Annotated in this window: 14 protein-coding genes; 6 read left to right on the plus strand and 8 right to left on the minus strand. The window is 57.2% G+C overall.

Annotated features, from left to right (window positions below; all coding sequences use genetic code 11):
- The first annotated feature begins 520 nt into the window (after nucleotides 1-520).
- Nucleotides 521-1,516 (plus strand): bifunctional heptose 7-phosphate kinase/heptose 1-phosphate adenyltransferase, encoded by a 996-nt coding sequence (locus FNT36_RS06295; RefSeq protein WP_144845441.1) that lies wholly within the window; start codon nucleotides 521-523, stop codon nucleotides 1,514-1,516.
- A 21-nt stretch (nucleotides 1,517-1,537) separates the two neighbouring features.
- On the opposite strand, the gene FNT36_RS06300 is transcribed toward FNT36_RS06295, so the two are convergent.
- The 5 genes from FNT36_RS06300 to FNT36_RS06320 all read right to left on the minus strand — a co-directional run bounded on the left by FNT36_RS06300 (nucleotide 1,538) and on the right by FNT36_RS06320 (nucleotide 4,368).
- Complete coding sequence (locus FNT36_RS06300; RefSeq protein ID WP_144845443.1) at nucleotides 1,538-2,092, minus strand: sugar O-acetyltransferase; 555 nt, start codon at nucleotides 2,090-2,092, stop codon at nucleotides 1,538-1,540.
- Between the two features lie 17 nt (nucleotides 2,093-2,109).
- A complete protein-coding gene (locus FNT36_RS06305; protein WP_144845445.1) occupies nucleotides 2,110-2,319 on the minus strand; it encodes a hypothetical protein in 210 nt (69 codons plus the stop codon).
- A 6-nt stretch (nucleotides 2,320-2,325) separates the two neighbouring features.
- On the minus strand, nucleotides 2,326-2,535 hold the full coding sequence (locus tag FNT36_RS06310) for a zinc ribbon domain-containing protein YjdM (protein ID WP_233635713.1): 210 nt from the start codon (nucleotides 2,533-2,535) through the stop codon (nucleotides 2,326-2,328).
- Between the two features lie 153 nt (nucleotides 2,536-2,688).
- The gene (gene hemE / locus FNT36_RS06315; protein WP_144845450.1) at nucleotides 2,689-3,714 is read right to left on the minus strand and encodes a uroporphyrinogen decarboxylase; all 1,026 of its coding nucleotides are present in this window, start codon (nucleotides 3,712-3,714) and stop codon (nucleotides 2,689-2,691) included.
- Nucleotides 3,715-3,747: 33 nt separating this feature from the next.
- Nucleotides 3,748-4,368 carry a MarC family protein gene (locus tag FNT36_RS06320; protein WP_144845452.1) on the minus strand — a complete coding sequence of 207 codons (621 nt, stop codon included), beginning with the start codon at nucleotides 4,366-4,368 and terminating at the stop codon, nucleotides 3,748-3,750.
- A 165-nt stretch (nucleotides 4,369-4,533) separates the two neighbouring features.
- Between FNT36_RS06320 and FNT36_RS06325 the strand changes: the two genes are divergently transcribed.
- On the plus strand, nucleotides 4,534-5,634 hold the full coding sequence (locus tag FNT36_RS06325; RefSeq protein WP_144845454.1) for an endonuclease/exonuclease/phosphatase family protein: 1,101 nt from the start codon (nucleotides 4,534-4,536) through the stop codon (nucleotides 5,632-5,634).
- Between the two features lie 112 nt (nucleotides 5,635-5,746).
- On the opposite strand, the gene FNT36_RS06330 is transcribed toward FNT36_RS06325, so the two are convergent.
- The 3 genes from FNT36_RS06330 to dnaK all read right to left on the minus strand — a co-directional run bounded on the left by FNT36_RS06330 (nucleotide 5,747) and on the right by dnaK (nucleotide 9,366).
- Nucleotides 5,747-6,367, minus strand: coding sequence for an LEA type 2 family protein (locus FNT36_RS06330; RefSeq protein WP_233635714.1), 621 nt, complete (start codon nucleotides 6,365-6,367; stop codon nucleotides 5,747-5,749).
- A gap of 154 nt (nucleotides 6,368-6,521) precedes the next feature.
- The gene (locus FNT36_RS06335; RefSeq protein ID WP_144845458.1) at nucleotides 6,522-7,136 is read right to left on the minus strand and encodes an NDR1/HIN1-like protein; all 615 of its coding nucleotides are present in this window, start codon (nucleotides 7,134-7,136) and stop codon (nucleotides 6,522-6,524) included.
- Nucleotides 7,137-7,428: 292 nt separating this feature from the next.
- The gene (dnaK, locus tag FNT36_RS06340; RefSeq protein ID WP_144845460.1) at nucleotides 7,429-9,366 is read right to left on the minus strand and encodes a molecular chaperone DnaK; all 1,938 of its coding nucleotides are present in this window, start codon (nucleotides 9,364-9,366) and stop codon (nucleotides 7,429-7,431) included.
- Between the two features lie 451 nt (nucleotides 9,367-9,817).
- Here dnaK and FNT36_RS06345 point away from each other — a divergent pair, with 451 nt between their 5' ends.
- The 4 genes from FNT36_RS06345 to FNT36_RS06360 all read left to right on the plus strand — a co-directional run bounded on the left by FNT36_RS06345 (nucleotide 9,818) and on the right by FNT36_RS06360 (nucleotide 14,482).
- Nucleotides 9,818-10,258 carry a CHRD domain-containing protein gene (locus FNT36_RS06345; RefSeq protein ID WP_144845462.1) on the plus strand — a complete coding sequence of 147 codons (441 nt, stop codon included), beginning with the start codon at nucleotides 9,818-9,820 and terminating at the stop codon, nucleotides 10,256-10,258.
- 145 nt (nucleotides 10,259-10,403) lie between these two features.
- A complete protein-coding gene (locus FNT36_RS06350; RefSeq protein ID WP_144845464.1) occupies nucleotides 10,404-12,899 on the plus strand; it encodes a M1 family aminopeptidase in 2,496 nt (831 codons plus the stop codon).
- 136 nt (nucleotides 12,900-13,035) lie between these two features.
- The gene (locus FNT36_RS06355) at nucleotides 13,036-13,884 is read left to right on the plus strand and encodes a transporter (protein WP_144845466.1); all 849 of its coding nucleotides are present in this window, start codon (nucleotides 13,036-13,038) and stop codon (nucleotides 13,882-13,884) included.
- A gap of 169 nt (nucleotides 13,885-14,053) precedes the next feature.
- Entirely contained in the window at nucleotides 14,054-14,482 is a 429-nt protein-coding gene (locus FNT36_RS06360; RefSeq protein WP_233635715.1) for an META domain-containing protein, read from the plus strand.
- The last annotated feature ends 34 nt before the right edge of the window (nucleotides 14,483-14,516 follow it).

Below are 14,516 nucleotides of genomic sequence, written 5' to 3' on the forward strand. Positions count from 1 at the left end.
AGAATCTTTAATGTCTATTTATATTTAGCGTATAAACACAAAATTTTTACAAAGAATAATAAACATATTTATATTATTTAACATTGATTTATAAAAACCTATGACAGAGCAGTATTTTTATTTATTACTGTTCATCATAATCAAATCAATATAAATCACTGTATTTTTTATATTCGATATGTGAGCTTATGTTCAATCGCAAGCTTATCGTTTCCAAATAGCTCGTTAGAAGCTAAGGCACCTATGCTAATCGAAAGGCTAGAAAAGCCGTTCTCGATGCTATTTTAGATGGCGATTGCCTGCCGAATGGGTACCAGCCTGAATATATTACTCCCGCGCGGCACAACTCAGTAGCAGGGGACTTTCACTGCGCAAGTGCATTGACTTATTCGCTTGCAGTATAAAAGCCTAAACTTTACCATTCTGACTATAAACTCACTATCCTCGCGCTGGCTTACTTAGGTGGCCAGCACAGCTAGCTGGCTTCGCGAACCTCGCCAGCTACGCCTAATTTTGCCCCATGCCTGCCCCTACCCCACTCGCCACGCTCTTTCAACAATTCGACAAGCTGCACGTCCTCATCGTAGGCGATGTCATGGTCGATGCCTACGTGTGGGGCCGCGCCAGTCGTCTCTCCCCCGAGGCGCCAGTGCCTGTAGTGAATGTGGAGCGCAACGAGCAGCGCCTTGGAGGGGCGGCCAACGTAGCCCTCAACGTGCAAGCCCTAGGGGCCACGCCGCTGCTATGCTCGGTGGTAGGCGACGACCAGGGCGGCGACCAGCTGCTGGGCCTACTACACACCCATCACCTACCCGCTGATGGCATCGTCCGTAGCGCGCACCGCCCTACTACCTTCAAGCAACGCATTCTGGCTCACGGCCAGCAGTTGGTGCGCATCGACTCGGAGGTTGAAACCAACCTCAATACCGAGGAAGCCACCCAGCTACTAAGCGCCTTCGATGACCTGCTGCCCCGCGCCGACGTGGTTATTTTTGAAGACTACGACAAAGGAGTACTCAGCGAAGCTGTTATCAACCAATGCATTGCCCGCGCCCGCGAGCGCGGCGTGCCCACGGTGGTAGACCCCAAGAAAAAGAATTTTCTGGCCTATCAGCACTGCACGCTGTTCAAGCCAAATCTGAAAGAATTACGCGAGGGCTTGAAGCTTGAGTTTGGTACGCCCGACGCGGACCGCTCTGGCTTCGAAGCGGCTGTAGCCCGCTTGCGCGAGGTGCTATCACCCGAAATTGTGCTGGTAACACTGTCCGAGTACGGTGTATTTGCCCAGCAACGCAACGAAAAAACATACATACCGGCTCACTTACGCACTATTTCCGACGTGTCGGGTGCGGGCGATACGGTTATCAGCATCGCGGCGTGCTGCGTGGCACTAGGCCAGCCGGCCGCCTTCACTGCCGCACTAGCTAACCTAGGCGGCGGCCTAGTGTGCGAGCAAGTAGGCGTGGTGCCCATTGAGAAGCAGCGGCTGCTACAAGAGGCGACTAATCTGCTGTAGCCTGTACTCTCACAGTTTAAGCTACACTAAGCTTTTGACTACCCGCGCCGGGTTGCCTACCGCCAGCGAATAGGCTGGTATATCCCTGGTTACCACCGACCCAGCGCCAATCACACAGCCATCGCCGATGGTTACGCCGGGGCAGACGATAGCACCGCCCCCAAACCAGCAGTCGCTGCCAATGGTAATGGGCCGGGCAAGCTCTAGAGTGCGGCGCACCACGGCATCGAGCGGGTGCGTGGCAGCGTAGAGCTGCACACCGGGCCCAAACAATACGTTGGAGCCGATGGTGATGAGCGCCGCGTCGAGCACTACACAGTTGACATTAAAATACACGTTGTCGCCGCAGCGAATATGGCGGCCGTAGTCGCAATGAAAAGGCGGTTCTACCCACAGGTTTTTGCCGGCGTGCGGTAGTAACTCGGCCAGGATGCCTCGGGCCGCGTCGCCTACCACGTACTCCGTCACGTTGAGACGGTGCAGCAGGCGTTTGGTGCGGGTGCGGGCGGCTACTAGGGCGGGGTCGAAAGCGGCGTAGAGCTCGCCGGCCAGCATTTTTTCTTCTTCGCTGCGCATAAGCAAAATGACCGGACTTAGGGCCGCTGAAACTGCGCCACCAGCCACAGCACGGCCAGCAGCACGATGGGCGTGGTGATGATAGACGTCATGGCGGTGGCAATAACTACGACGGTCTCCGCCGCGAAGAGCCGCCGAAACAACCGCCGCCACAGCAGAAAGAGGCCGCCCGAAATCACTAGCGACAGCACGTAGAAGCCAATGCCGCCCGGTTGTATTGCTTCCATCCTAGGTTATACTTTTTTCAAAAACTCGGCTTTAAGTACCATGGTGCTACCTCCGGCGCGCCCCTCAATCTCGGCTGGCGAGTTGGTAAGGCGAATATTTTTCACCAATGTGCCGCGCTTCAATGTCTGCGACGAGCCTTTGACCTTAAGGTCTTTGATGAGGGTGACTGAATCGCCTTCGGCGAGCAGGTTGCCGTTGCTGTCTTTTACGTCCATACTAATGGAAAGCCTTTAAACTGGTTCTACCGTTGCACTGAGCTTGCCAGCGCACTTCGCCTGCTCGCTGCTAGCACTCTCACTGCTCCACGCGCGGTGCTTCGACAAGCTCAGCACAACATAGCTAGAATAACGCAACTAACTATGCGCAGACTACCCCTGCCACGCCTTCACCGTTTCCACGAATACCTTCACGTTGTCGGGATTGGTATCGGGGTACACGCCGTGGCCTAGGTTGGCGATGTGGGGGCCGCCGGCAAACTCGGCCAGCATAGCCTGGGTAGCGGCGCGCACCTGGTCGGGCGTGCCGTAGAGGGCGCAGGGGTCTAGGTTGCCTTGCAGAGTTTTGCCGGGGGCTTGCTGCCGGGCCTGAGCCGGCGACTGGTTCCAGTCGAGGCCGATGGTACGGGCGGGCGACTTAGCAAAATCCTCCACGGCCCACCACGCACCTTTGGCAAACACTGTGACCGGTACTAGCGGTGCCAGCGCCGCGCTGATGCGGTTGATGTAGGCCGTCGAAAACTCGGCGTAGTGCGCGGGCGGCAGGATGCCGGCCCACGAGTCGAAAATCTGCACGATATCGGCGCCGGCCGCTACCTGCGCTTGCAGATAGGCGATGGTCGTAACGGTAATTTTCTCTAACAGCTGGTGCGCCAGTGCAGGCTCCTGATAGAGCATGCGGCGGGCTTTGCTGAAGGTTTTGGAGCCGTGGCCCTCTACCATATACGCCAGGATGGTCCAGGGCGCACCCGCAAAACCGATGAGCGGCACACGGCCATTCAGTTCGCGCTTGGTGATGCGCAGGGCTTCGAGCACGTACCCTAAGTGCTCTTCGGGGTTGGCTACGCGCAGCTTTTCAACATCGGCAGCGCTCTTTACCACCTCCGGGAAGAGCGGGCCGCGAGCTTCTACCATCTCGTAGGTGAGGCCCATAGCCTCGGGCACCACCAGAATGTCGGAGAAAATGATGGCTGCATCCACATCGAGCGCATCGACGGGCTGAATCGTGACTTCGGCAGCCAGCGCGGGCGTTTCAACCAGCTCTTTGAAGCCTGAGAGGCGGCCGCGCAGTTCGCGATACTGGGGCAGGATGCGACCGGCTTGGCGCATAAGCCACACGGGCGTGCGCTCGGTAGTTTCGCCTTTGGCGGCGCGGAGGAGTATATCGTTTTTCAGCATAAAGTGGCCGCAAAAGTACGGCCGCCCCGCCGCCTACCTCGTCAAACCCGGAAATAATGCCCCAATAGCCGACGCGAAGAAATTCACGCCAATAGCCAGCGTGATAAAGCCCATGATGCGGGCCAGCGCTGCCATGCCCGGCCGACCCAGCAGCCGCGTAAGCCGCAATGACGAGAGCAGCACCACGAAGCTGGCCAGCGCCACCAAGCCAAAGCCTAGAATGGTCATGGCCTTGTCGTAGTATGTAGGCCGAATGAGACCAATGCAAATGGCCATCGAGCCCGGCCCCGAGAGCATGGGCATGGCCAGGGGCGTAAAGCTGATGTCGTCTTTATGCGCGCTTTCCTCTAGCGTGGCGGGCCCTACCCGGTCACGGTTGGCACCCGGCGTGAGCAGGTCGAAGGCCGAACGCATCAGCAAAATCCCCCCCGCTATGCGCAGGTGCTGAATACTGATGCCAAAGAAGTTCAGAATGTATTGCCCGCCTAGGTACGCTACGCTCAGAATAGCCACCATATAGAGACACGCCCGCAAAGCCGTCTGCATACGGTCGGTGCCGCTATCGTTGCTCGTCAGGGTCAGAAACACGGGCATCGCCCCGAAGGGGTTGACTACCGAGAATATAGTAGTGAAGGTGGCAATCAGAACTTCCATGCGGCAAAGGTATGCGGGAGCCAACGGGTTGGAGCGTGGTAATTAAGGGCGTAACAATAGAATACAAAACGAAATAACTTTCCTTATTTCGGCGCTTTAAACCCCACAGTAGCGCTGCTTGCTGCTTACTATTTTCCCGCTACTGCTTCTGCTACCTTTGCTTCTGTGACTGACTTTTACTTAGTTCTTCGAGGCCTAGGGCTAGGCATAGGCGGAGTGGGCGTGCTCGTGACGCTGCTACCCCTGTTGCGCAAAACTGCGTGGTGGGTACGCGTTTTTGACTTTCCACGCCTACAAATTGTAGCGGGCCTCGTGCTAAGCCTGGCGCTACTGCAAGCACCGGGTACTGCCCTGGCCTGGCTGCCCACGCACCTGCCTACCGCGCTAGTGCTGGCGGCCATTGCCTACCAGGGCACCCGTATATGGCCCTACACGCCACTGCACCGCAAGCAAGTGCGCGACGCCCAGCGCCCGGCCGATGACACTGCCAATCACCTCAGCCTGTTGGTAACTAATATCTTGATGTACAATCGCGATGCTTCGCGCTGCCTAGGGGTTATTCATCAATACAACCCCGATATTGTGTTGGCCGTCGAAACCGACGACTGGTGGCTGAGCCAGCTCGCTTTTCTGGGCAAAGAATACCCGCATACTTGCCACGCCCCGCTGCCTAATACTTACGGGATGCTAGTTTTTTCGCGGCTACCGCTGCGCGAAAAAGAAATTCAGTACATTCTTGACCCTGGCATCCCATCTTTCCACGGCCGGGTAGAACTGCCGAGCGGCGTATCGGTGGCACTGCATTTTGTGCACCCTAAACCGCCAGCACCTAAGGAGTCCAAGACTAGTACCCGCCGCGACGCCGAACTGCTACTGGTAGGCCGCGCCATTCAGCACCACGATGGGCCTACTATCGTGGCTGGCGACCTCAACGATGTGGCGTGGTCGCACACCTCCGAGCTATTTCGGCGCCTGGCTCGACTACTCGACCCTAGGGTAGGCCGGGGCATGCTGCCTACCTTCCACGCCGATTACAAACTACTGCGCTGGCCCCTCGACCACGTGTTTCATTCGGCGCACTTTCGCTTGCAGCAGCTCGAGCGCCTGCCGCATATTGGCTCCGACCACTACCCTATCTACATTCGCCTTAGCTATGAGCCCCAAGGCTGGCAAACGCAGGAGCTAGAGCTAGAAGCCCCCGATGCCGAAGACCGACTTGAAGCCCGCGAAAAAATTCAGGAAGCAGCTACCGAGCCACTTGACTAACGCAAGTAGGCCATGCGCCAGATATAATTAACCAAAGCTCGCCCCAGCCGCCGAAGGTAACCTTCTTAGGCCGGAGCGAGCTGCTAACGGGGGATAATTGTTAGCAGGTTAATTATTTGCTTGTAGCCGCGCCATCGTAGGCCAAGGCTGCGTGCGCAATGGGCGCGCTCATATGGCCTTTAGGCGTGCGCCCCAACGGCCGCACTTGTAGCGTCACGCGCTGGCGGCGTAAGTCACCAAAACCTAGGGCAAAATTGCGTAACGCGGGCAGCGCATCATCACCTAGGAATTTATACGTATTGAATTCGAACGTAAGCGGTACCCGTACTGAGTCGCCGGCAGGCACGTTCAAGGTCGCCGCTTGTTTACCCGTGCCAAGAGCCCGGCCATCAACCAGCACAGTGTATACAACGCCCGTGATAGTAGTCGGCGCCGGATTTGGATTATAAGCATTGAGCTGCAGGCGCACACGCAGGGGCAGCTGCTTATTCACATAGCCCGCAATAATCTGATTACGGCGGGGTAAGTCTAGGTCAGCCGGCACGTGCAGCGGTAGCACATTCAGGCCATTGAGCGACGCCTCCTCTACAGCACGCACCCGGAACTCGGGCTCGCGCCGCGCCAAACCACCCGGAGTGGCCTCGTGTAGCGCACAGCTGGCCATCGTGAGCAATACCCCCCCTAAGAGCAGAGAAGGCGCAAACCGAATGGACAACTGAGTAGCACTAGTCATAGAAATAAGCTGGCGAGCATCCATGCTCAGCACTAAGCTTATGCAAACTAACTAAGCACCTACCGCCGTAGCTCAGCTATTTAGCTAAACCGTAGGCCGAGCCCGCCGAACGACATTTCTGAACACCCGAAAGCAAAACACCCGCTGCGTGCCGCTATTTCAGTGGCGTAGCCGGAACCATTACTACAGACTCCGAATAGCGATTGGCCTGGCTAATGTGGCTGCGAGGCGAGCGCAGCAGTGGCCGCACTCGCACAGCTAGGCGCTGGCGACGGGGGTCACCAAAGCCTAGAGCGAAGTTGCGGAGCGCGGGCATCGCATCATCACCTAAGAACTTATAGGTATTAAACTCGAACGTGAGCGGCACCCGTACCGAGTCGCCAGCGGGCAGCGACAGGGTCGATACGAGGCGACTAGTTCCGAGTGGCCGGCCATCGAGTAGCACTGCGTAATCGAGGCCAGTCAGGACTACATTCTCCAGTCCTGGATTGTATGCATTGAGCTGCAGGCGCACGCGCAAGGGCAGCTGCTTATTCACATAGCCCGCAATAATCTGATTGCGCCGGGGCAAGTCTAGGTCGGCAGGTACGCGCAAGGGCAGCACATTGAGGCCGTTGAGCGACGCTTCTTCTATAGTACGCACCCGAAACTCGGGCTCGCGGCTAGGCCCCTTTTCCTGGCGGGTCTCACGTCGGGTGCAGCTAGCACACAGCAAGAGACCTAGGCAGGATAGTGTAGCAACACGGGGTAGCAGAAGCGCAAATTTCATTGAGGGTAGGTACGTAGCTAGTTCACTGCTCGGTTGGCAGCTTAGCAAAAAGAATGGCCTAAGGCAAAGCTGATAGAAGCTGTTTGCCTCCAATAGCAAGCTACCAAGTCTTGCACAAATCGTACCGCGACCAGCTAATAGCCCACAAAAATATTATTTATTCTCCGAATATATAAACTGTAAGCTGTAGTACAACGCAAAAAGGCCGGAAGCTTACGCCTCCGGCCTTTTGTTGCTCCGCTCAAGTTAACCTGCGCAGCAGGTGTACCAGCGGTGGCTGATTAATCAGCCACTATTTGCCGTCTACTTCCTCGTAGTCTACATCGGTCACGTGGTCACCAGCGGGTTGCCCCTGCTGGCCACCACCCTGGCCGTCGGCACCGGGGAAGCCTTGGCCGCCGGGCTGGCCACCTTGGGCGCCAGCGGCAGCATACATCTCCTGCGAAGCAGCTTCCCAGGCCTTGTTCAGCGCGGCTACGCCAGCGTCGATGGCACCTAAGTCCTTGCTTTCGTGGGCTTTCTTGAGGTCGGCGAGAGCGCTTTCTACGGCCGTTTTATTGCCGCCGCTCAGCTTGTCGCCAAACTCCTTAAGCTGCTTCTCGGTCTGGAAAATGAGCGAGTCAGCGTCGTTCACTTTCTTGATGCGCTCGGCTTCGGCTTTGTCGGCTTCGGCGTTGGCGGTAGCTTCTTGGCGCATACGCTCGATGTCGGCGTCGCTGAGGCCGCTGCTGGCTTCGATGCGAATCTTCTGCTCTTTGCCAGTGCCTTTGTCGCGGGCCGTTACGTTGAGGATACCGTTGGCATCGATGTCAAACGTTACTTCGATTTGCGGTACACCGCGGGGTGCGGGCGGAATGCTATCGAGGTGGAATTTGCCGATGGTGCGGTTCTGGCTAGCCAGCGGACGCTCGCCTTGCAACACGTGGATTTCTACCGAAGGCTGCGAGTCCGAAGCCGTCGAGAAGGTTTCCGATTTTTTGGTCGGAATAGTAGTGTTAGACTCGATGAGCTTGGTCATCACGCCGCCCATGGTTTCGATACCTAGGCTCAGCGGAGTTACGTCGAGCAGCAGTACGTCTTTCACCTCGCCAGTGAGTACACCGCCCTGGATGGCAGCACCGATGGCTACTACTTCGTCAGGGTTTACACCTTTCGAAGGCTTCTTGCCGAAGAACTTCTCAACTTCTTCCTGAATGCGCGGAATGCGGGTCGAGCCACCTACCAGAATAACTTCATCAACTTGCGAAGCCGACAGGCCAGCGTCTTGCAACGCCTTTTTGCAGGGCTCCATCGAGCGGCGTACGAGCTCATCGCTCAACTGCTCAAACTTGGCGCGGCTCAGCTTCACTACCAAGTGCTTGGGGCCGCTGGCAGTAGCTGTGATGTAGGGCAGGTTGATTTCGGTTTCGTTCGAGCTCGACAGCTCAATCTTGGCCTTCTCGGCAGCTTCCTTGAGGCGCTGGAGGGCCAGCGGGTCTTTGCGGAGGTCGAGGTTTTCGTTGTCGCTGGCAAACTGGTCAGCCAGGAAGTTGATAATAACTTGGTCGAAGTCATCACCGCCAAGGTGGGTATCACCGTTGGTGCTCAATACTTCAAATACACCATCACCAAGCTCCAGAATCGAAATATCGAACGTACCACCGCCTAGGTCGTACACGGCAATCTTCTGGTCTTTGTGCTTCTTATCCAGGCCGTAAGCTAGTGCAGCAGCCGTAGGCTCGTTGATAATGCGCTTTACATCGAGGCCCGCGATGGCACCAGCTTCTTTAGTAGCTTGGCGCTGGGCATCGTTAAAGTATGCCGGCACCGTGATAACGGCTTCGGTAACAGTCGTACCTAGGTAGTCCTCAGCCGTCTGCTTCATCTTTTGCAGAATCATGGCCGAAATTTCCTGAGGCGTATAGTTGCGGTCACCGATTTTCACGGCTACCGTATTGTTGGGGCCCGACACAACGTCGTAGGCTACGTATTTGCTTTCATTGCCGACTTCGTTGAAGTGGCGGCCCATGAAGCGCTTGATGCTAGCAATAGTATTCGTGGGGTTGGTAACGGCCTGGCGCTTAGCCGGGTCACCTACTTTGCGTTCGCCCTTGCCATTGTCGAGAAACGCGACAATCGACGGCGTGGTGCGGCGGCCTTCCGAGTTGGGAATTACAACCGGCTCGTTGCCTTCCATTACGGCGACGCACGAGTTGGTGGTGCCCAAGTCAATACCGATGATTTTGCCCATGATTAAGGTGGGTGCTAAAGTTTAAGAGAGATGAGGTGTCTGGTTGGAATGGACAGCTACGCGGCCGTCGGGTGCCCTGTTACAAGGCGCGTACCAGCCTCATATTTCTGCCACAATGGCGGGGCTACCTGTTTTATTCTGCCAGGGCGGCAAGCCTATTCCAGTGTTAGTCGACGTAGCCTGCCTTCTTAGCAGGTTTGAGCTGTGCAAGGGCGCCTAAGGTTCTGCTTAATCTGTCGTATTACTGGTTTTCGTTCCAGCGCCATCAGTCTAAGTGGCTATGGCCAGCAGACAACTTCTTACTATTAAATCAGGACAACTCAGGAAAGCTTTCTTTCTATTTTTAATACAAAAAAATATCTAAACCTTATAGCATCTTAACAGACTATTGTTTAATAAATTTGCATCAATTTCACACTTAGCTCATTTTCATTTTTAACCTTATTTCTTCGTGAAAAAGATTCTACTTGCCGCTCTTGCTGGCCTAGTACTGGTTAGCGCCTGTAAAAAAGACAACGACTCCGTACCTACCCAGCAGGTTTCGGGCACTTTCAGCGGTAGCAACGAGGTACCAGCCATTACGGCCTCGGGCTCGGGCACCTTCACAGGCACTTACACTCCCAGCACTAAGTCGCTGAGCTATACGGCAACTTTCTCAGGCCTCACAGGTGCTGCTACTGCGTCGCATCTTCATTTTGGCGACGCTAAGCACTCCGGCCCCGTAACGGTATCGTTTACTGGTGTACCGGCTGCCAACAGCGGTACTATTACCGGCACAGCCACGCTGACGGCTCAGCAGGCCGACTCGCTGACCGCGGGCCGCATCTATGCCAACATTCACACCGCGGCTAATACCGGCGGCGAGCTGCGCGCTAACGTGCGAGTTAAGTAAAGCAATTTACCGTTTGTATTCTTCGAGCCCGACGCTGGTAGCAGCGGCGGGCTCGTTTTGTTTGGGGGTAGCGGGGCGGGCGGCAACTTTGCCGACCTAGGGCGCATCTTTGGCAGCACGAATTTTTTCTCGTCTGTTTTACTGCATGAAATACGCTTTTCTCGCCGGGCTGCCGGGCTGCCTCCTGGTTGCCTTTGTAGCGCAGGCGCAAGCACCCGCTGCCCCGGCTTCGGCCTCTGGCCCCTACCGCGCTTCGGCCACCAAAATCAACGACCTAGTGCACACCAAGTTGGCCGTGCGCTTCGACTACGCCAAGCGCTACCTCTACGGCCAGGAATGGGTGACACTGAAGCCTCACGGCTACGCCACCGATTCACTGCGCCTCGATGCCAAGGGCATGGATATCAAAACCGTAGCCCTGATGAATGGCAGCAGCCAGCAGCCCCTCAAGTACGACTATTCCGACCAGGAAAACCTGCGCATTAACCTAGGTAGACTTTTCAAGCCGGGCGAGCAGTACATGGTGTACATCGAGTACACGGCCAAGCCCGACGAGCTGAAAGTGAAAGGCTCGGCCGCTATTACCGATGCTAAAGGCCTTTATTTCATCAACCCCGATAGCACGGTAAAGGGCAAGCCAGTGCAAATCTGGACGCAGGGCGAGACGGAAGGCTCGTCGGCTTGGTTTCCGACCATCGACCGACCCAACCAAAAGACTACTGAGGAAATCGCCATGACCGTGCCGGCCAAGTACGTGACGCTCAGCAACGGCAGGCTGGTTAGCCAGACGCCCGCCGGCCCCGGTCTGCGCACCGACACTTGGAAGATGGATGAGCCGCACTCGCCTTACCTGTTCATGATGGCGGTGGGAGATTTTAAAATCTACAAGGACACCTGGCGCGGCAAGGAGGTCAACTACTACCTAGAGCCCAAGTACGCACCCTTCGCCAAGCAGATTTTCGGCAACACGCCCGACATGCTGGAGTTTTACTCCAAGCGCCTCGGGGTAGAGTTTCCGTGGAATAAATACGCCCAGATAGTGGCCCGCGACTATGTGAGCGGCGCTATGGAAAACACCACTGCCACGCTACACGGCGAGCAGGTACAAATGACCGACAAAGAGCTGGTAGACCGCGAGTACAGCGGCGAATCGGTGATTGCGCACGAACTGTTTCACCAGTGGTTTGGCGACTATGTAACGGCCGAATCATGGTCGAACCTGACCGTGAATGAGTCGATGGCCGACTTCGGGGAGGGGCTGTACGCTGAGTATAAGTACGGCCAGGACGCGGCCGACATGCACAATTTTCGCAACGCCGAGCGCTACCTCACCAGCAAGCGCGACGTGACCAAAAACCTGGTGCGCTTCTACTACAACGACAAGGAAGACATGTTCGACCTCGTCACGTACCAGAAAGGCGGGGCCATCGTGCAAATGCTGCGCACCTACCTAGGAGACGACGTATTTTTCGCGGGCTTGCAGAAGTACTTGCAGGATAACAAGTTCGGCAACGCCGAAGCGCACCAGATGCGCCTCGCGATGGAAGCCGTATCGGGTAAGGACCTGAACTGGTTTTACAACCAATGGTACTACGGCGCGGGCCACCCCGTCGTGACCATCGCCTACGCCTGGGACGCCGCTGCCAAGAAGCAGAGCGTGACCGTGAAGCAGACCCAGGAGGGCAAGCCCTTTCAACTGCCGTTTACCATTGACTACTACGTGAATGGTAAGCCCGTGCACCAGCAGGTGATGATGACCGAGGCCACCCAGACGTTTACGATGCCGCTGGCCGCCAAGCCCGACCTAGTGAACGTAGACGCCGACAAAAACCTGCTCTGGGATAAAACCGATAACAAACAGCTGGCCGAGTACGCGTACCAGTACAAGCACGCCCCGCGCCTCGTGGACCGCGCCGAAGCGCTGGAGGCCGCGCTAGCCCAGCAAACAACCAGCCCCGCCGCGCGGGCAGTAGTGCTGGCCGCCATGCAAGACAAGTACTACGAAATGCGCGTGGCCGCCATCAGCACCCTCAAAATGGATAATAAGGACGTGGCCAAAGCTGCTACGCCCGTGCTACGCAAGCTGGCTACTACTGAGAAGGAGCCCCACGTGCTGGCGGCTACGCTCCGTGCCCTAGGTGCCCTCAAAGACAGGAAAGACGAAAAGCTTGTCATGAAAGAGCTGGCTAACAATCCTTCGCTGGCCGTGCAAGGCGCGGCTCTGCGCGCCCTCGGCGACCTCAACCCTACCGAGGCCCTGAGCCGCGCCAAGGCCTATGAGGTAGATGCCCCAGCCGCGCTTACGGCAGCGATGATGAGTGTGTATGCCCAGCAGGGCGGCCCGGCGCAGTGGGCATTTATCCGCGACCGCTACGACGCAGCCAATGGTCAGGCTAAGTACCGCTACATCGCGCCAATGACGCAGATGCTCGGCCGCCTCGATGACCCTAAGGCGTTTTCGGAAGACGTAACGCGCATTCAGCAGCTGGCCATGATACCGCAACTCAAAGCTTATGGCATTGATAAAGCGATGGTTACTGCCTTACAAAAGGGTGCCGAAGCGCAGAAGGGTAAGCCTAACGCTGCCCAAAACCAAGCCACGGCCGATGCGGCGGTAAAAGCCATTCAAGCTGCTAAGTAAGCCGGAGCGTCAACGCTGCACACCAAGCTAAGAAGGGCGGGCTCTACTAGAGCCCGCCCTTTTCTTATGCCCTTGCCTAAAGCGAGTGGCGCGCTACGTTGAACTATCCCGCAAGGTTTCGCGTCGGAGTAAGTCTATGCGCAAGACCACTCCGCTGGTGCTGGCCGTTCTGCTCGCAGGCCGCCTCACCCCCGCCCTGGCCCAGAATACGCCCGACGAGAACAATCCCAACTTCGACGCGCCCTTTGTGCTGCACGTGCGTCCTGACCGCCCCGGCCAAACTATCACGGCGGGCGTGCTGCGGGCCGGCGAGTTTCAGCTCGAAACCGGCTTGCAGCGCTATTCTCCCACTGTTGGGACTGGCCTCACGAGCAGCACGGCTACGTTGCGCATTGGCTTCTTCAACAGCATGGAGTTTCGCGTGACGCAGCCTTATGTATACGGCACGCCAAGCAACCGGCTAATAAGCAGTGAAACTCCGGGCCTGCGCCCCGACTCGGTAGGCTGGGCCCCCGTGACGGTAGGCACCAAGCTAATGCTGACCCCCGACCGCGCCAGCCGCTTTCAGGCGTCGCTGCTCGTAGAGGTGGCGCTGCCCAATACTGGCTCGGCGGGAATGCGCCGCAGTTCGTGGGCGCCCAGCGGCCGCCTGTTGCTCAGCCAGCAGCTCGGTCGCCGCGCTGCGCTAGAAGGCAACATCGGCTTCACCCAGTATGGCCTTACGGCCGCCGACGTATCGCGCGGGCAGTACCTAGGGTCACTAGCGCTCACCGCGCCTATCACCGACAATGCCGGCTATTTTGTAGAGGGCTATGGCCGGGGCCGCGAACAGCTGACCTCTGGCGCCAATGCCGGCCTCTACTACCGCCCCTGGACTGGGCTGCGCTTTGATGCCACGGTGGGCCGCGTGTTGGGCGGCTTGGGTGCGGGCGCTACTACGGTGGGCATTGGCCTAGGTCTGCGGCTGGGCGGAAATACGCATTAACCTACACCACTTAGCTACCTAAGCTGCGAAGCAGCCTTGGCCGAACTGCCGTGCATACTTTCGGCACCTACTACCGTATGGGTAGCCGCTGGGCGGGGAAATTTCCGGCCAGCGTATCGTTATGCTTCGCTTTGCTGCCACATTGGTTACTGGGTTTGGGCTTTTTTGCTTGGGTTGCCAAACCTCTAACACCGTTACTACCAGCACACCTACAACAACTGCTCGCCCACCCGCGCCGGGCGCAGCGCTCTTCGAAACCCGCTGGGTATTACGCCAAGTTGGCAACCAGTCCGTTACGGTGCCAGAGGGCGGCCAAGAACCCTACTTGCTACTGCGCCGCGATGGCAAGGCCGAAGGCCAGGGCAGCTGCAACCGCTTTCGCAGCACAGCTGCTACCGATAGCGTCAGCCATCTGGTTTTCACGCCCCTATTAAGCACGCGCATGGCCTGCCCAGCCTTGCCCACCGAGCAAGCCTTTACGCAGGCGCTGGCCGCCGCGCACTCCTTCCGCATCAGCGGCGACACGCTGCGCCTGTACGCGCCCACCGAGCCCGATGCCACGCCGCTAGCGCGGCTAGAAGCGGTTTATTTACATTGATTTTTGCAGTAGTGCAGGGTTTTAGTCCGCGAGT

This window comes from Hymenobacter setariae (assembly GCF_007713685.1).
Taxonomy (GTDB): Bacteria; Bacteroidota; Bacteroidia; order Cytophagales; family Hymenobacteraceae; genus Hymenobacter; species Hymenobacter setariae.